Origin of the sequence: Pantoea sp. JKS000250 (assembly GCF_003201065.1) — a bacterium.
GTDB classification, from domain to species: domain Bacteria; phylum Pseudomonadota; class Gammaproteobacteria; order Enterobacterales; family Enterobacteriaceae; genus Pantoea; species Pantoea vagans.
Map to the genome: position 1 here is coordinate 3,497,195 of NZ_QICZ01000001.1, position 16,349 is coordinate 3,513,543.

14 protein-coding genes are annotated in these 16,349 nt (G+C 59.1%); 11 read left to right on the plus strand and 3 right to left on the minus strand.

Annotated elements, in window-relative coordinates; translation table 11 throughout:
• Nucleotides 1-181 precede the first annotated feature (181 nt).
• The 3 genes from BY447_RS16580 to idi all read left to right on the plus strand — a co-directional run bounded on the left by BY447_RS16580 (nt 182) and on the right by idi (nt 4,067).
• Nucleotides 182-1,291: a suppressor of fused domain protein gene (locus tag BY447_RS16580; protein WP_110331572.1), complete on the plus strand. Its 1,110-nt coding sequence runs from the start codon at nt 182-184 to the stop codon at nt 1,289-1,291.
• A gap of 191 nt (nt 1,292-1,482) precedes the next feature.
• Nucleotides 1,483-3,378: a methyl-accepting chemotaxis protein gene (locus tag BY447_RS16585; RefSeq protein ID WP_110331573.1), complete on the plus strand. Its 1,896-nt coding sequence runs from the start codon at nt 1,483-1,485 to the stop codon at nt 3,376-3,378.
• A gap of 146 nt (nt 3,379-3,524) precedes the next feature.
• Nucleotides 3,525-4,067, plus strand: a complete 543-nt coding sequence (gene idi / locus BY447_RS16590; protein WP_110331574.1) for an isopentenyl-diphosphate Delta-isomerase — start codon at nt 3,525-3,527, stop codon at nt 4,065-4,067.
• Nucleotides 4,068-4,122: 55 nt separating this feature from the next.
• Here idi and BY447_RS16595 read toward each other — a convergent pair whose 3' ends face one another.
• A complete protein-coding gene (locus tag BY447_RS16595; protein ID WP_110331575.1) occupies nt 4,123-5,598 on the minus strand; it encodes an MFS transporter in 1,476 nt (491 codons plus the stop codon).
• Nucleotides 5,599-5,893: 295 nt separating this feature from the next.
• Here BY447_RS16595 and BY447_RS16600 point away from each other — a divergent pair, with 295 nt between their 5' ends.
• From BY447_RS16600 to BY447_RS16615, 4 genes are read left to right on the plus strand one after another with little or no spacing between them, the layout of a single operon-like run.
• Nucleotides 5,894-6,805, plus strand: coding sequence for an ABC transporter substrate-binding protein (locus BY447_RS16600; RefSeq protein WP_095707491.1), 912 nt, complete (start codon nt 5,894-5,896; stop codon nt 6,803-6,805).
• Nucleotides 6,806-6,808: 3 nt separating this feature from the next.
• A complete protein-coding gene (locus BY447_RS16605; protein ID WP_110331576.1) occupies nt 6,809-7,984 on the plus strand; it encodes an ABC transporter permease in 1,176 nt (391 codons plus the stop codon).
• Complete coding sequence (locus BY447_RS16610) at nt 7,977-8,924, plus strand: ABC transporter ATP-binding protein (protein ID WP_110331577.1); 948 nt, start codon at nt 7,977-7,979, stop codon at nt 8,922-8,924. Before BY447_RS16605 ends, BY447_RS16610 begins: the two co-directional genes overlap by 8 nt.
• The gene (locus BY447_RS16615; RefSeq protein ID WP_110331578.1) at nt 8,912-9,643 is read left to right on the plus strand and encodes an ABC transporter permease; all 732 of its coding nucleotides are present in this window, start codon (nt 8,912-8,914) and stop codon (nt 9,641-9,643) included. The genes BY447_RS16610 and BY447_RS16615 overlap by 13 nt, the downstream gene beginning before the upstream one ends.
• Nucleotides 9,644-9,818: 175 nt before the next feature.
• Here BY447_RS16615 and BY447_RS16620 read toward each other — a convergent pair whose 3' ends face one another.
• Entirely contained in the window at nt 9,819-10,553 is a 735-nt protein-coding gene (locus BY447_RS16620; protein WP_110331579.1) for a MerR family transcriptional regulator, read from the minus strand.
• A gap of 149 nt (nt 10,554-10,702) precedes the next feature.
• Between BY447_RS16620 and BY447_RS16625 the strand changes: the two genes are divergently transcribed.
• From BY447_RS16625 to ybiB, 4 genes are all read left to right on the plus strand, one after another.
• Nucleotides 10,703-11,266 carry a helix-turn-helix domain-containing protein gene (locus tag BY447_RS16625; RefSeq protein ID WP_110331580.1) on the plus strand — a complete coding sequence of 188 codons (564 nt, stop codon included), beginning with the start codon at nt 10,703-10,705 and terminating at the stop codon, nt 11,264-11,266.
• Nucleotides 11,263-11,781 (plus strand): GNAT family N-acetyltransferase, encoded by a 519-nt coding sequence (locus BY447_RS16630; protein WP_110331581.1) that lies wholly within the window; start codon nt 11,263-11,265, stop codon nt 11,779-11,781. Before BY447_RS16625 ends, BY447_RS16630 begins: the two co-directional genes overlap by 4 nt.
• A 123-nt stretch (nt 11,782-11,904) precedes the next feature.
• Nucleotides 11,905-14,073: an ATP-dependent DNA helicase DinG gene (gene dinG, locus BY447_RS16635; RefSeq protein WP_110331582.1), complete on the plus strand. Its 2,169-nt coding sequence runs from the start codon at nt 11,905-11,907 to the stop codon at nt 14,071-14,073.
• Between the two features lie 26 nt (nt 14,074-14,099).
• A complete protein-coding gene (gene ybiB, locus BY447_RS16640) occupies nt 14,100-15,065 on the plus strand; it encodes a DNA-binding protein YbiB (protein ID WP_110331583.1) in 966 nt (321 codons plus the stop codon).
• 1 nt (nt 15,066) lies between these two features.
• On the opposite strand, the gene BY447_RS16645 is transcribed toward ybiB, so the two are convergent.
• Nucleotides 15,067-16,224 carry a M20 aminoacylase family protein gene (locus BY447_RS16645; RefSeq protein WP_110331584.1) on the minus strand — a complete coding sequence of 386 codons (1,158 nt, stop codon included), beginning with the start codon at nt 16,222-16,224 and terminating at the stop codon, nt 15,067-15,069.
• Between the last annotated feature and the right edge of the window lie 125 nt (nt 16,225-16,349).

Genomic DNA, 16,349 nt, shown 5'->3' on the forward strand with positions numbered 1-16,349 from the left:
AAGCCGCTATCTCGCATAACGTTGAAATCAGGCCTCGCTTCTTCTTACAGCCTTTACCCTGCTTTATCCAACCCCCAACTCCCCACACTTTGAGACTATTACCCTTGTCTCAAATGGCGGCAGCCAGGATCCTGCTCTATTCTCGGGGAAAATGGATTCCTCCAGGCTTTGTCGAGGCACTATGACGTACAAATCCCTGATTGCCGAAGTCCACAATCAGCAGCGCACCCTGACCGCCATTGTCGAACAGGATGAGCGCACCGCCTATTTTTACATCTGGCCAACCGACCTGTTCCGCAGTCAGTATGCGGTGCGCGGCTGCTGGCTACGTAACCTGCTGCCTGCACCGGCACAGGAAGATCGTGAGGCAATGGAGCAGGGCATCGCGCCGCTGCTCAGCGCCGAGTATTGCCGTAATCTGGAAGCGGAGCCCGCGCTGGAACCGGCGGGTCTGCAGGTGCTGTGGGAGCCTTCTGATGATGGCGCGGCGCTGTGGTATTACGGCCAGCTGCTGGCGGTGATCCCCGGCTGGAGCCTCTATCAGGAGAAGCAGGTGAGCTTCTCTGCGGGCTGCATCAAAAAGAACCGGCTGACGGCCCCGCTGGGTTCGGCATCGACCAACGACTACTACGCCCGTGCGGAGCATCAGCGTCAGTTCTGGCGCGAATGGCACGACGGCAGCGAGTGGGACAGGGTCCAGCAGGATCTTATGGCCTGCTATCAGGCGCGCTTTGGCGAGTCAGTGAAATATTACGCGATCGATCAGGGCAGCTGGCCGCCGATGGCGATCTCGCAGCACTGGCATCAGGGCGTATGGTATTTCCTGACGCTCGGCATGAGCATCCGGCCCATGCCGCAGGTCGATTACCTGTTTGATGAGCTGGCACCGCAGTATCGCCGTATCGAACTGGGCATGGCGGTCGACGGTGAAATCATGACCGAAGGCAACGCGGTGCAGATGGCGAGTGCACTGGCGGAGTTCGTGCATCTGCCGTGGGCGCGGCTCACCTGGCTGGGCGAGGGCCACACGCTGGCGTCGGAAGTGGCACCGGTCGGCTTTGAAAGCTTCCTGCTGGCGAATGAACTGGCAACCGAACACGCGCAGTTCAAGCTGCCCAAGCGCGATGGCGATCGGCCGACGCTACTCTGGACCACGCCTGTCACCGAAGTGGAGCGTCAGTTCGCGCAGGCCGATGAACATGGCGGCCAGAAGTTACGGGAATTGTTAACAGCGGAGGGCAACGATCATGTCTTCCGTCCGCGCCAGCAGGTGATAAATCCTGAGGAATAGGCCAGCAACAACGCGCCTGTTCATGCGATCCCCGGCAACAGTCGGGGATGTGATAGTCCCGCCATGAAATTAAATTTTTACAAAAATCAAACATTTCTCAAATATGTGATCCCGCTCATCTCAAGTTCCTGTTTAGCGAGCCGTTAACCCGGATCAGGCAATCGCGCCGCACCAGGTTCAGGGGAACAAAGATGTTTAAAACAACACAATCCCGCTTCACCGCAACAATGATCGCGTTCTTTGTTGCGCTTTTACTCGTTACAGTTTGGGTCATCAATCAGTTCGTCGCGCCACAGCTGGTCGACAGCGAAAGTCGTCTGGTCCGCTATCAGGTCGATTCACTCGCCTCCGGCATCGTTGAACAGATGAACCGCGTGCAGGCACAGCAGCGTGCGATTACCGAAGCCGCCTCTGTCATGGACAGCGCCACTATCGACACCCTGTTACCGACGCTGGTGAACCAGTATCAGGACAGCAATGTGTTTGGTGGCGGTATCTGGCCACTGCCAAACCGTCGCGATCCGGCCAAAGAGAAAGACAGCAGCTTCTTTGCCCGTAATGCCAGCAATGAATTACAGGTCAACACCTACTGGAACTCCGACGCCGCCGATAAATACTGGGAGCAACCCTGGTACAAAGATGGTCTGGCTGCCGCGAAAGGGCAGTGCGCCTGGGCAAAAGCCTATCAGGATGCCGCCAGCCCGCAGCCGCGTACCAACTGCGCCATGGCTATCTACCGCAACGGCTCAGCCTGGGGTGTTGCCACTATCGACGTGACCCTGGGGTTCTTTAACCAGCTGGCGAAGCAGATGGGTGAAACTATTCACGGCAACGTGCTGATCGTCGAAGCCGACGGCAAAGTCGTGGGCAATGGCGCGCTGGTGAATGCCGCGCCGAAGCTGGAGAACCTGGCTGACGTGCAGATGTCGATGGCCGCACCGCTGAAAACGCTGCTGAACGGCGTGGGCAATCAGCCGCTGGAAACCACCTATGACAGCAGCGAAGGCGAGCAGACCCTGTTCGTGCAGGCCATTCCTGGCAGCCCGTGGTATCTCGCCAGCAGCCTGCCAACCAGCCTGCTGAAAGCGCAGTCGCACAACATGCTGACTCGCCTGGGTCTGGTGCAGATCCCACTGGCGGTCATTCTGCTGCTGGTGTCGCTGGGCTTTGTCCGCGCCATGATGAAACGCCTCAACGTGCTGAACAGCAACATCGAAGCGCTGTCGACCGGTGGTGCCGATCTGACGCAGCGTCTGCCAGCCAGCAACAGCCCGGAGTTCAACGCTGTCGCGCAGAGCTTTAACCAGTTCATCAGCTATCTGCAGGGACTGTTGCAGCAGGTGGGCGACAGCGCACTGGCGATTACCGCTGCCTCGCGCGAAATTGCCAGCGGCAACGCCAATCTCTCCTCCCGTACCGAAGATCAGGCCAGCTCGATTGTTGAAACGGCCGCGTCGATGGAGCAGCTGACCGGCACCGTGCGTCAGAACGCCGACAACGCCACTCACGCTAACCAGCTGGCGGGCGATGCCTCGCAGGTGGCCGCGCGTGGCACCGAAGTAGTCCGTCAGGTGGTCACCACGATGGGTGAGATTCATCACTCGTCCCGTAAAGTGGTCGACATCATCAGTGTGATCGACAGCATCGCCTTCCAGACCAACATCCTGGCACTCAACGCTGCGGTAGAAGCTGCCCGGGCCGGCGAACAGGGCCGTGGTTTTGCGGTAGTTGCATCGGAAGTACGTAACCTGGCGCAGCGTTCAGCTAACTCGGCGCGTGAGATTAAAAAGCTAATCGAAGAATCCGTGGCAAACATCGATACCGGCAGCGCGCTGGTTGAGCAGGCGGGTCAGACCATGGATGAGCTGATGAAGGGGGTAAGCAGCGTAACGACCCTGATGAGCGAAATCATGTCCGCCAGCCGCGAGCAGAGCCTGGGTATCGAACAGGTTAACGTGGCGATTACTCAGCTTGATGGCACCACACAGCAGAACGCCGTGCTGGTAGAGCAGGTTTCTGCTGCCGCGCAGGCGATGGAGTCGCAGAGCACCCAGCTTGAGCAGGTGGTTCAGAGCTTCCGACTGTAGTCCTCTTTCAGGCCAGCCTTGCTGGCCTGATTTTCTCTCTGCTTCATCTGCTTATCTCCGCCTGAGACGCGCAAAAATTCCGCGATGTTCCCCCCAGACTGCTTATTCTGTGCCAGAATAGTTGGGAATAATCTCAAGGAAAAGCCATGTCTGCTATTGAAGTTATCCTCGTTGACCACCTCGATCGTCCCACCGGCAAAATGGAAAAGCTGGAAGTGCATGAAAAAGGATTACTGCACCGCGCGGTGACGGTCTACGTCTTCAATTCCCGGCAGGAGCTGTTACTGCAGCGGCGTGCCAGCGATAAATATCACTGTGGTGGCTTGTGGAGTAATACCTGCTGTGGTCATCCTTATCCGCATGAATCGACCCGCGACGCCGCCGAGCGCCGTCTGCGTGAAGAGATGGGGATGATCGTGACGCTGACGCCGGTATTTGAGCTGAGCTATAACCTGAAGCTGAGCAACGGCCTGACCGAGCATGAATATGGTCACGTCTTCTTTGCCGTCTGCGACAGCCTGCCGCAGCTGAATCCGCAGGAAGCCGATGCCTTCGATTATCGTCCGATGACGATGATTGAGCAGCAGATGCAGCAGCAGCCGCAGCAGTTTACGCCGTGGTTTTTGCATACCTTCCCGCGTATCCCGGACTATCTGGAGCAGTTTCCTTTCCCGGCCGTAACGGCATAAAAAAACCGCACCGAGGTGCGGTTTTCCTGCGCTCTATTTACGCCCTGACCGCTGTTTAACGCGGCAGCTCAAAATCCTCTGCATCCACATCATAGCCTGATGGTTCCCAGCGGATCGCCAGCAGCGCCAGCAGTCCGGCCAGCGGGGCCAGGAAGATCACCCAGAACACGCCAGTGCCCAGCGCGGCAACCAGCACCGGGAACAGAAACAGCGACACAGTCGAACTGCCGCGCATCAGCGTCTGGTTGAAGCCGACGCCCACGCCGCGCAGCGAAGTCGGGTAGCTCAGCGACGCAAAGGTCATGGTATGAGACCCCGGCCCGAAGCCCTGACCAAACAGGAACAGCGCCAGCATGCCGATCGCCAGCGCGGCTTCCTGACCGCCTTCCGGACGACCAATCAGCGCCAGACCCAGCAGCGCCGCGCACTGACAGCCATAACCCGCCACCGACATCTTCCACGCACCCAGACGCGGCACCAGTCGCACCGCCAGAATCCCGCCGACAAAGGCGAACAGCAGATTCAGCGCCAGTGACACCAGAATGGTGGTGAGCATCGACTGAGCAAAGAAGCTGGAGATAATCACCGGCAGACCAAACGCCACCGCATTATAGGCAAACGACGAGGCGATAGAGGTGATGGTCGCCAGCAGCGTGCGGCGGCGATAAACGCCCTGCAGCAGCGCGCCATAGTTGCGCCAGCTCGCCTTGCGCACGGGGGTGGCAGCGGTCAGCCCGGCGTCGGGTGCCACCTGCGCGTTGATGTTCCAGGCACTGCGCAAAATCGCGGCGGCCCCTTTCAGATCGCCCTGATTAGCCGCCCATACCGGCGATTCACTCATGTAACGGCTGCGGATGGCGATGATAACAATCGCCGGAACGGCCCCAAAACCGAGGATCAGCCGCCAGAGCCAGTCGGTGTGGCTTTCAGGCAACACCGCATAAAGCAGCAGCACCAGCAGATACGAGATACTGATTGCCGCGTACCAGGTCGGACACCACATCGCGACGCTGGCGGCTTTATTCCCCTTGCCGCGCAGCTTAGAAAACTCCGCCAGGAATGCCATCGCCACCGGCAGATCGATCCCGACGCCCAGCCCCATCACAAAGCGCGCGCCAGCCAGCACAGACTCATTCGGGGCAAACGCACAGGCGATAGCGGCCACCACGAAAAAGAACATATCGGCCATAAAGACCCGATAACGGCCAATTTTGTCGGTGAGATAGCCGCCAATCAGCGCGCCGATGATCGCGCCGAAGGTGATGGCCGAGGCGACCATGCCGGTGCCGGTCGGAGTGAGACTAAACTCGCGCGTGATGTCTTTAATGCCAAACGCCAGCGCGCCCAGGTCGTAGGCGTCAAGGAACACGCCGCCCAGTGCAATCGCCACCACAATACGGGCATTGTTACGGGCGCTGTCGCCGCTGTTCACTAAACGGGAGACGTCAGCTGCGCTGCGAATCCACTGTGTTTCGCCACCGGGCGAACTCCCTGCTGTTGCCACATGGGCGGAAGAGGTCAGGTCGGACATGATGTTGTACGTCTTTTATTATAAAAACAGATTTTCGAGAATAGCCGTTTAGACGCCCAGACGTAAATTCATTTCGGTTATAGATAATAATTTTTTAATCCCAAATCGTTATCAATTTGCGATAAAGTCAGCTGCATCGCCGCCGCGCCAGGCTACGCTTTTAAGGCAGATTATTTCCGCTGCACGCCTTGTCAGTCTCCCTCTCAGCGGCAGGCGAGCAGCCTCAACGCTAAGGCGTCTCATGCCTTGCGAGTCATCACGCGAAAACATCATGCAAAACGATAAGGAAAAGACCATGGTCAGAATTCGGGGTTGGGTGGGAGTCAGCGCGTTGCTGCTCAGTATGGGGATGGCACAGGCAGCGGATCCGGTGCGGGTCGGCTCCAAAATTGATACTGAAGGATCACTGCTGGGCAACGTAATCCTTCAGGTGCTGGAAAAGCACGGCGTAAAAACCGTCAATAAAATCCAGCTCGGCACAACGCAGGTGGTACGCGGTGCCATCACGGCGGGCGAGCTTGATATCTACCCCGAATATACCGGCAACGGCGCGTTTTTCTTCAATGATGAAAAAGACAGCGCCTGGAAGAATGCCGCCGCTGGCTACGAAAAGGTGAAGAAGCTGGATGCGGAGAAAAACCATCTGGTGTGGCTGACACCGGCTCCGGCCAACAACACCTGGACCATTGCCGTGCGTAAAGACCTGGTGGAGAAAAACCAGCTCACCTCGCTGGCCGATCTCAGCGCCTTTCTGAAAAAGGGCGGCACCTTCAAACTGGCCGCCTCAGCCGAATTTATCGAACGCAGCGATGCTTTACCGGCCTTTGAAAAAGCCTACGGCTTTGACCTCAAGCAGGATCAGCTGCTGTCGCTGGCGGGCGGCGATACTGCTGTGACCATCAGCGCGGCGGCGCAGCAGACTTCCGGCGTCAACGCGGCGATGGCCTACGGCACCGACGGTCCGGTGGCGGCACTGGGTCTGCAGACGCTCAGCGATCCCAAAGGTGTTCAGCCGATTTACGCGCCGACGCCGGTGATCCGCGAATCAGTACTTAAAGCCTATCCGCAGATTGCCGACTGGCTGAAGCCAGTCTTCAGCGCGCTTGATGAAAAAACGCTGCAACAGCTCAACGCCAAAATTGCGGTCGACGGCCAGGACGCCAGCAGCGTAGCGACCGAGTGGCTGCAGCAGAAAAAGCTGCTGTAACCGATGCAGATATCGCGGGACGCGATACGCCGTCCGGCTCAGCAGCCGGTGGCATTGCTGCTGCTGACGCTGCTGAGCCTGGCGCTGGTGACCTTGCCGTTTCTTAACTTCGCCCCGAATCGTCTGGTGGCGGGTGAACCTCTGATGGGCTGGCAGATAAACCGCTTCGGGCTGTTGCTGCTGCCGCTGGTGATGCTGTGGCTGCTGCTGTGGCGTCAGCCCGGGCGCGTCACGCTGATGGTGGCGCTGCTGGCGGCGGAGCTGATGCTGGCGGCGCTCATCTGGCTCAGCGGTCATCAGGCGACGTTGCTGAGTCAGCAGGGCAGCCGTCTGGCGCGCACCAGCTTTGCCAGCGGCCTGTGGTGCAGCGGTGCGCTGATCCTGCTGCTGATCACCGATCAGGTGCGACAGCTGACCCCGCATCGGCTGGCACAGCTGCTGCTTAATCTGCAGGTCTGGCTCCTGCCGCTGTTGCTGCTGTTCAGTGGCCAGCTCGCCGATCTCTCCCTGCTGAAAGAGTATGCCAACCGTCATGCGGTGTTTGATGCGGCGCTGAGCCGTCATCTTACGCTACTGGCCGGTACGGTCTTGCCTGCGTTAATGATTGCGCTGCCGCTGGGCGTCATGCTGTTCCGGCGGCCCGGCTGGCAGGGAAGCGTCTTCGGTGTACTGAATGTGATTCAGACGGTGCCGTCAGTGGCGCTGTTTGGTCTGCTGATTGCGCCGCTGGCCGGTCTGGCTCAGCATTTTCCGTGGCTCGGTGACTGGGGTATCAGCGGCATTGGTATGGCCCCGGCGCTGATCGCCCTGGTGCTTTATGCACTGTTGCCGCTGGTGCGCAGCGTGGTAGTGGGGCTGCAACAGGTGCCGCAGGAGGTGCGCGAAAGTGCGCGCGGCACGGGCATGAGCAGCTGGCAGCAGTTTATCGCGGTGGATGTGCCGCTGGCGCTGCCGGTCTGGCTCGCGGGCCTGCGTGTCGTCGTGGTGCAGACGCTGGGCATGGCGGTAGTGGCGGCGCTGATTGGCGCGGGCGGCTTTGGTGCGATTATTTTCCAGGGGTTGTTAAGCAGTGCGCTGGATTTGGTGTTGCTGGGCGTTATCCCGGTGATTGCGCTGGCGGTCGTCATTGATGCGCTGTTCCGCCTGCTGATCTCACTGCTGGAGAGAAAAGATGATTGAACTTGATGGCGTTTCCCGCGCCTTTAACGGCAAAGCGGCGGTAAAAGATCTGTCGCTGCAGGTGGCAAAAGGGGAATTCTGCGTACTGCTCGGCACCTCTGGCTCCGGCAAATCGACCACGCTGAAGATGATCAACCGGCTGGTGGAGTTTGATAGCGGTGAGATCCGCTTCGCCGGTGAGTCGATTCGTCAGCTTGATGCCCGCACACTACGCCGACGCATGGGCTATGCCATTCAGTCGATTGGCCTGTTTCCGCACTGGACGGTGCGGAAGAATATCGCCACGGTGCCGGTCCTGCTGAGCTGGTCCAGAGCGCAGATCGATGAACGCATCGCGGCGCTGCTGGCGCTGCTGAACCTTGACGCGCAACTGCTGAATCGCTATCCGCATCAGCTCTCCGGTGGGCAGCAGCAGCGGGTGGGCGTGGCGCGGGCGCTGGCGGCTGACCCGGAAGTGCTGCTGATGGATGAGCCGTTCGGCGCACTCGATCCGGTGACGCGCGGCGTGCTGCAGCAGGAGATGCTGCGTATTCATCGGCTGTCGGGCCGCACCATCGTGCTGGTGACGCATGACATCGACGAAGCGCTGACGCTGGCAGATCGCATCGTGCTGATGGATAACGGTGAAATTGTCCAGCAGGGCAGGCCGGCAGAGCTGCTGACCCAGCCAAAAAATGACTTTGTGCGCGACTTCTTTGGCCGCAGCGAGATGGGCGTCCGGCTGCTGTCGCTGGAACAGGTCGGAAATGCGGTACGGCGTGGAGAATGGTTTGCAGGCGAACCGATCGCTGCCGCACTGACGCTGCGGGATGCGCTATCGCAGTTTATCGCCCGGCGCACTGATAAACTGCCGGTCGTTGACGATCGGCAGCAGCCGCTGGGCGTGCTCCACTTTGGCGACCTGCTGCAATTGCGCGAGGGGGTAACATGCGCAGGCTAAGGGATCCGCTGCTGTGGCTGGTGCTGTTCTATGGCGCGCTGCTGACCCTGATGCCTTACAGCGGGCCGCTGTTTCACCGCTGGTTTCCCGAACTGGCGCGGCCACTCTATCAGCAGGAGAGCTTCTGGCAGCTGACGCTGGCGCATCTGTTTCTGGTGACCACCGCCAGCCTGCTGGCTATCGTTATCGGCATTGGCAGCGGTGTGCTGGTGACCCGGCGAGCGGGGCGCGCTTTCCGGCCGCTGATGGAAACTATCGTGGCAGCGGGGCAGACTATTCCGCCGGTGGCGGTACTGGCGATTGCGGTGCCGGTGATGGGCTTTGGCGCGTGGCCGGCGGTGGTGGCGCTGCTGCTGTACGGATTACTGCCGATTTTACAGGGTACGCTGGCGGGCATTGATAGCGTACCCGCCAGCAGCCGGGAGATTGCCATCGGGGTCGGCATGAGTAGCTGGCAGCGGTTGTGGCAGATTGAACTGGCGCTGGCTGCACCGGTGATCATCGCCGGGATACGCACGTCGGTAATCATTAACATCGGCACCGCGGCTATCGCCTCGACGGTGGGCGCGAAAAGTCTGGGATCGCCGGTGATTATAGGCCTGAGCGGGTTTAATACAGCTTATGTAATTCAGGGAGCACTACTGGTGGCGCTGCTGGCAATAGTGAGCGATCGCCTGTTTGAACGCCTGCAGCGCTGGCTTAACGTGAGTGAACAATAAGAGAGTATCCCACCAGCATCAGACCGCTGGTGCCGCCGAGAGCCATAATGAAAAACAGCGTGGCGAAAAAGGCTTTTTTGACATTCATAGGTGAAACCTGAGCTTGTTAACAGTGAGGCGGGGATAATAGCGCGCGCAAGGCAGGAGGCAAAGTGCCCGGCGTGCGTTTTTGTTATCAGGCGGGTTCGTGTAACCGCACGCCATAGCCCTGTTCCTGCCAGTGTGTCAGCTGCTCCTGCTGACGACGGGTCAGTTTTTTACCGGTAAAGACAAACATATTCATGCCGGGAAAGAGTTCAGGACGAGGAACATCCAGCGGTTCTGCCAGTACATCAATCCGCCAGCCATGCTGCGACAGACGCCAGCCTTCCAGCCAGATACGTGTCCGATCGTCGATGCCCCAGCCAATAATCAGCGCATCTTTACCCGATTTTTTGCGACTGGCGGTCAGGCAGAATGCAACATAGTCGATCAGCAGACCATCAAGCAGACTGCACATGGTGCGAGCCGTGTTCTGATCCAGACTCAGCTTCTGGCGCACCGGCATGAAAACGTGATCAATCAGCGCATCAATCGGATGTTCGCGACCAATCGCGGCAATTTTATTACGAAGTTTAGCAGGTCTGACGTGGCGCAGTACGCTAATCAGCTCATCCTGCAGGGTAGTCCAGCCATCGTGTGCATCAACATCGCCACCTTCCAGCAGTGCCTTCACTTTACCGACCGGCACGCCACTTTCAATCCAGCGCATAATCTCTTCGATGCGCTGCACATCCTCTTCGTCAAACTGACGATGTCCGCCTTCGGTACGTTGCGGCTTCAGTAAGCCATAACGACGCTGCCAGGCGCGCAGGGTGACTGGGTTTATGCCACAGCGCTCGGCGACGTCACCGATACTGTATAAGGTCATAAATTCCTCTTTCGATTGGTCTGAGTGCGATTACCATAACGAAGCAAACTAAGTTGTACAATACATTTCTCAATGTACAACTTGACTGATACGGCTTTTCCAGGCTATATCTCAATAAAGAGAATTATTCCCAAAAATGAGAAAAAACCATGACGGAGCTGAATACGGAGCAACGACTGGCGGTGCGGCTGGCGGAATTACGCCTGCAACGCGGCTGGTCTCTTGATGAATTGTCTGTCGCTACCGGCATCAGCCGCGCGACATTATCGCGCATTGAGCGAAGCGAGACCAGTCCCACGGCTGCATTGCTTAATCGTCTGTGTGTCGCATACGGCTTAACGATGTCGCGTCTGCTCAGTGAAGTAGAAGAAGAGTCCAGGCTGCTGGTCAGAAATGAGCAACAGCCGGTGTGGCAGGATGACGCCAGCGGCTTTGTCCGCCGGAATATTTCACCACCTGCCCTTCATTTTAGATGCGAACTCGTAGAGGGCAAGTTACGGCCTGGTGCGCGTATCGATTATGATGCGCCACCCATTCAGGGGCTGGAGCAGCATATCTGGCTGCGCGAGGGTGGTCTCACCGTCACGATGGGGTCTCAGGCGTGGACGCTACAGCCCGGCGACTGCCTGCGGTTTCATCTGATCGGAAAATCGGCTTTTGAGGCGCACCTGACTGACGGCGCGCGTTACTTACTGGTGGTGGCGAAACCATGACGGATTACGCAACGCTCAGCGCGACCCAGGCGCAACAGCTGCTGGGCGAACTGACCGACGTTTTGCAGGGCTGCGTGGCAGACGGTGCCAGCGTCGGCTTTATTGATCCCGAAGATAGTGAGGTGATGGTGCGATTCTGGCAGCAGCGGATCGCCAGCATCACCAGTGGCGACAGCGAACTTATCGTCGCGCGTCAGCACGGTCGCATCGTGGCCACGGTCATCCTCAGCCGTAGCGGCATGCCTAATGGCCGCCACCGCGCAGAGATCAGTAAACTGCTGGTGCATCCGCAGGCGCGCCGTCAGGGTATCGCCCGTGAACTGATGCAGCGTGCGGAGCGGCGAGCACGCGCGCAGGGCAAAACCCTGCTGGTGCTGGATACACGCAGCGGCGATATCGCGAGCGACCTCTATCGCTCGCTGGGCTGGCAGGTAGCGGGGTCGATTCCCTGTTATGCCGAATCCATCGCAGGCGTGCTGGATGCCACCACCTATATGTACAAAGTTCTGGCGTAAAACACCGCCGTCGGACAATCGCTGAAATTTACGACACGGCACGAAAAATTCGGCGCGAAAGCTGACGTCGCCAGGATACTGTGTAAAAATACAGGCCATTTTTTCGGTGTGGTAACGCAAATAATGGCCCTGACAGCCGCAGTAAAAAGCCAGATAGCGCAGTGGTATAAAGCGCTTCAGCAGCAGGTGCCTGATTTTATTCCGCGTGCGCCGCAGCGCCAGATGATCGCTGAAGTAGCGAAATGCCTGGCGGGTGACGACGCGCGTCATCTGGCGGTCGAAGCGCCGACCGGCGTGGGAAAAACCCTCTCTTATCTGATTCCGGGCATCGCAGCCAGCCGCGCTCAGGAAAAGCAGCTGGTGATCAGCACCGCCAACGTGGCGCTGCAGGATCAAATCTTCACCAAAGATCTGCCGCTGCTGAAGAAAATCATCCCCGATCTCACTTTTACCGCCGCCTTTGGTCGCGGGCGCTATGTCTGTCCGCGCAATCTGGCGGCGATGGCGGCCGATGACGATCAGCAGGGCGATCTGCTGCTTTATCTGGACGATGACGCCGTCAGCAGCACCAAAGAAGAACAGACGCAGTGTGGCCGCTTACAGAAATCGCTGGATCGCTACCAGTGGGATGGTCTGCGCGATCACAGCGAGGAGAACGTCAGCGACAGCCTGTGGCAGCGACTCTCTACTGATAAAGCGAGTTGTCTGGGTTCGCACTGCCACTGGTATCGTGAATGTCCGTTCTTTGTGGCGCGGCGCGAAATCGAGCAGGTGGATGTGGTGGTGGCGAACCATGCGCTGGTGATGGCGGCGATGGAGAATGAGTCGGTGCTGCCACCCGCTAAAAACCTGATGCTGGTACTGGATGAAGGACATCATCTGCCGGAAGTGGCCCGCGATGCGCTGGAGATGAGCGCCGACATCACGCCGGGCTGGAGCAGCCTGCAGCTCGACCTGTTTATCAAGCTGGTCGAGAGCATCATGACGCAGACGCGGCCAAAATCGCCGCCGCCGCTGGCGAATCCGGAACGGCTGAAGGCGCACTGCGATGAGCTGCGCGAACTGCTGACTATTACCGCGCAGGCGCTGAATCCGTTGCTGCCGCCCAATAACCAGCCGGGCGAATTTCGCTTTGTGCTGGGCGCGCTGCCACAGGAGCTGCTGGATCTCTGCGCCCGGCTGTTTAAACTTAGCGATGCCCTGCGGGGACTGAGCGAAGGCCTGATTAATGCGCTCAGTGAGCAGACCGGCAAGGTCGATATGGTGCGGCTGCATCGCAACCTGCTGCAGCTCAACCGGCAGTTTGGCTGGTTCGAATCGGTAAGCAAGCTCTGGCGGCTGGCGGCGATGGAAAAAGCCTCTGGCGCGCCGGTATCGAAGTGGATTACCCGCGAGCTGCGCGAAGGCCAGGCGCATCTGCTGTTTCACTGCGCCGGCATCCGCGTCAGCGACCAGCTGGAGAAGATGCTGTGGCGCAAAATTCCGCATGTCGTAGTCACCTCCGCCACGCTGCGATCGCTCAACAGCTTCAATCGCCTGCAGGAGATGTCGGGGCTTAGCGAAAAAGCGGGCGACCGCTTTGTGGCGCTCGACTCACCGTTTAACCATGTGGAGCAGGGCAAGCTGGTGATCCCGCAGATGCGCTTTGAGCCGCTGATGACGCACGAAGCGGAGCACATCGCTGAGATGGCCGGTTTCTTCCGTCAGCAGATGGCGGAGAAGAAGCATAAGGGCGTACTGGTGCTGTTTGCCAGCAACCGGGCGATGCAGCAGTTTGTCGCCTGTCTGCCCGATCTGCGGCTCTCAATGCTGGTGCAGGGCGATCAGCCGCGCAGCCGCCTGGTGGATCTGCACCGTCAGCGCGTTACCCAAGGTAACACCAGCATTCTGATTGGCCTGCAGTCCTTTGCTGAGGGGCTGGATCTCAAAGGTGATTTGCTGAGTCAGGTGCATATCCACAAAATCGCTTTTCCCCCGGTGGACAGTCCGGTAATTTTGACCGAAGGCGAATGGCTGAAAAGCCTGAAGCGCTATCCGTTTGAGGTGCAGAGTTTGCCCAGCGCCTCATTTACCCTGATTCAACAGGTCGGACGCCTGATTCGCAGCCATCAGTGTTATGGCGAAATCGTGATTTACGACCGCCGTCTGCTGAGCAAAGCCTATGGCAGCCGGTTGTTAGCCGCACTGCCGATCTTCCCGATTGAGCAGCCGGAAACGCCAGAGCCGGCAGCGATACCGGCCACCGTGGTGCCAAAGCACACCGTGCGTAAACGCCGTCCCACGCGGCGCTGAGCCGCGCACTTAACCGGAAGCGAGTGATGGAACTGAATAAAATCATTAAAGAGGTGGGTCGCGGTAAAAATCATGCCCGCGATATCGACTTTGACACTGCCGTGGCGCTCTATGGCGCGATGCTGGCGGGCGAAGTGCCGGATCTGGAGCTGGGCGCTATTCTCATTGCGCTGCGTATTAAAGGCGAAGGTGAAGCCGAAATGCGCGGCTTTTATCAGGCGATGCAGGCGCAGATGATGCAGCTGCGTGCGCCGGAAAACCGCCCGATGCCGGTGGTGATCCCCAGCTACAACGGCGCACGCCGGCAGGGCAATCTGACGCCGTTGCTGGCGCTGCTGCTGGTGAAACTTGGCTTCCCGGTGCTGGTACACGGCGTCAGCGACGACGCAACACGCATCACCAGTGAAGCGGTGTTTGCCGCGCTGGGTATTGCCCCCGTCACCACCGCAGAGGCGGCGCAGGCAAAACTCGATCAGGGCCTGGCATTTATCACCATCGATCATCTCTGCCCGCCAATGGCGAAACAGCTGTCGCTGCGCTGGCGGATGGGCGTGCGTAACAGCGCCCACACGCTGGCAAAACTGGCTACGCCGTTTGCGGAGCGGGCAGCGCTGCGGCTGTCGAGCGTCTCGCATCCTGAATATGTACCGCGTGTGGCGAAATTCTTCAGCGACATCGATGCGCCTGCGATACTGCTCAATGGCACCGAGGGGGAGGTCTATGCCAATCCCCAGCGCTGCCCGGCGATCAGTATGATTCAGGGTGCAGGCGCGGAAGCGGAAGTGTGGATTGAGCGTCAGCCGGAAGTGGCGGTAGAACTGCCAGCAGACAAGACGGCAGAAGTCACAGCGCGCTGGATTGAAGAGGTACTGAATCAGCAGCGCCCGGTGCCTGCGTCACTTCGACTGCAGCTTGCCTGCTGTCTGCGCGCCAGCGGCCAGTGCGACTCGCTGGCAGCGGCAGAGCAGCAGATCCTCGCCGCCGGGTACTGACTCAGGCTACCGGCAGCGCCTTTTCAACCAGGTTCTGCCAGAAACGGATGCCAATCGGCAGCAGCGCGTCGTTGAAGTCATAGCGGGCGTTGTGCAGCGGCGCAGAGGGCGCTTCGCCGTCTACGCCCAGCCAGAAGTAAGCGCCGGGACAGGCTTCCATCATGCAGGCAAAATCTTCTGACGCCATTGACGGATTAACCTGCCAGTGAACCTGTTCAGCACCCAGTGTTGAGAGCGCCACCTCGCGCACCTGCTCAGCCGGTGCCACATGGTTGGCGGTGACCGGATAGCCCGGCAGCCACTCAATCTCACCGCTCACGCCAAACGGACGCGGCAGGGTTCCGACAAACTCATCAATCAGCCCGCGCACTTTTTCGCGCACGCTGGTCTGCAGGCAGCGCACCGTGCCGCGTAAGACAATCTGCTCCGGGATGACGTTAATCGCTTCACCACCGTGAATCTGCGTCACGCTGACCACGGCTGACGCCAGCGGCGAGAGCCGGCGGGACGGAATGGTCTGCAGCGCCAGAATCAGCTCGGCCGCCACCACCATCGGGTCGGCACCGCTTTCCGGCATCGCCGCGTGGCAGCTTTTGCCGTGCAGCGTAATTTCAAACGAATCCAGCGACGCCATCATCGCGCCAGGGTTGACCGCCAGTGAGCCAAGCGGCAGTCCCGGCCAGTTGTGCATGGCGTAGATCGCATCCATCGGAAAACGCTGGAACAGCCCCTCTTCCACCATTTTACGTGCCCCGCCCAGATTCTCTTCGGCAGGCTGAAAGATGAAATGCACCGTGCCGCTGAACTGACGTGTGGCGGCCAGCTGGCGGGCGGCAGCCAGCAGAATAGCGCTGTGGCCGTCGTGTCCACAGGCATGCATCACGCCTGGCGTCGCAGAACGCCACTCGGCATCACCTTTTTCCGTAATCGGCAGCGCATCCATATCTGCACGCAGCCCGATAACCGGGCCGGGACCATTTTCCAGTGTGCCGATGACGCCGGTGCCCGCCAGGCCACGGAACACCTGCAATCCCGCCCGCGCTAACTCTTCCGCAATAAACTGGCTGGTTTGCTGTTCCTGGTAACCTAATTCGGGGTGGCGATGAAACTCACGACGCCAGCGCAGGGCATCTTCAAGCAGGGCAGGGGAAAGGGTCATGCAGAGTCGCGCTCCATACAGAATGAGAAGATTTCACTTTAGTGGTCGGGTGATGCGGCGTCTATCGCCGTCAGGACTAAATCTGGCTATAGGCTAAATCAAAATGGAATAAGTAATAAGGAAGT

Excerpts from the sequence above, each read along its gene's own strand:
- BY447_RS16580 (WP_110331572.1), top strand. The coding sequence starts at position 182 with ATGACGTACAAATCCCTGATTGCCGAAGTCCACAATCAGCAGCGCACC.
- BY447_RS16585 (WP_110331573.1), top strand. The coding sequence starts at position 1,483 with ATGTTTAAAACAACACAATCCCGCTTCACCGCAACAATGATCGCGTTC.
- idi (WP_110331574.1), top strand. The coding sequence starts at position 3,525 with ATGTCTGCTATTGAAGTTATCCTCGTTGACCACCTCGATCGTCCCACC.
- BY447_RS16595 (WP_110331575.1), bottom strand. The coding sequence starts at position 5,598 with ATGTCCGACCTGACCTCTTCCGCCCATGTGGCAACAGCAGGGAGTTCG.
- BY447_RS16600 (WP_095707491.1), top strand. The coding sequence starts at position 5,894 with ATGGTCAGAATTCGGGGTTGGGTGGGAGTCAGCGCGTTGCTGCTCAGT.
- BY447_RS16605 (WP_110331576.1), top strand. The coding sequence starts at position 6,809 with ATGCAGATATCGCGGGACGCGATACGCCGTCCGGCTCAGCAGCCGGTG.
- BY447_RS16610 (WP_110331577.1), top strand. The coding sequence starts at position 7,977 with ATGATTGAACTTGATGGCGTTTCCCGCGCCTTTAACGGCAAAGCGGCG.
- BY447_RS16615 (WP_110331578.1), top strand. The coding sequence starts at position 8,912 with ATGCGCAGGCTAAGGGATCCGCTGCTGTGGCTGGTGCTGTTCTATGGC.
- BY447_RS16620 (WP_110331579.1), bottom strand. The coding sequence starts at position 10,553 with ATGACCTTATACAGTATCGGTGACGTCGCCGAGCGCTGTGGCATAAAC.
- BY447_RS16625 (WP_110331580.1), top strand. The coding sequence starts at position 10,703 with ATGACGGAGCTGAATACGGAGCAACGACTGGCGGTGCGGCTGGCGGAA.
- BY447_RS16630 (WP_110331581.1), top strand. The coding sequence starts at position 11,263 with ATGACGGATTACGCAACGCTCAGCGCGACCCAGGCGCAACAGCTGCTG.
- dinG (WP_110331582.1), top strand. The coding sequence starts at position 11,905 with ATGGCCCTGACAGCCGCAGTAAAAAGCCAGATAGCGCAGTGGTATAAA.
- ybiB (WP_110331583.1), top strand. The coding sequence starts at position 14,100 with ATGGAACTGAATAAAATCATTAAAGAGGTGGGTCGCGGTAAAAATCAT.
- BY447_RS16645 (WP_110331584.1), bottom strand. The coding sequence starts at position 16,224 with ATGACCCTTTCCCCTGCCCTGCTTGAAGATGCCCTGCGCTGGCGTCGT.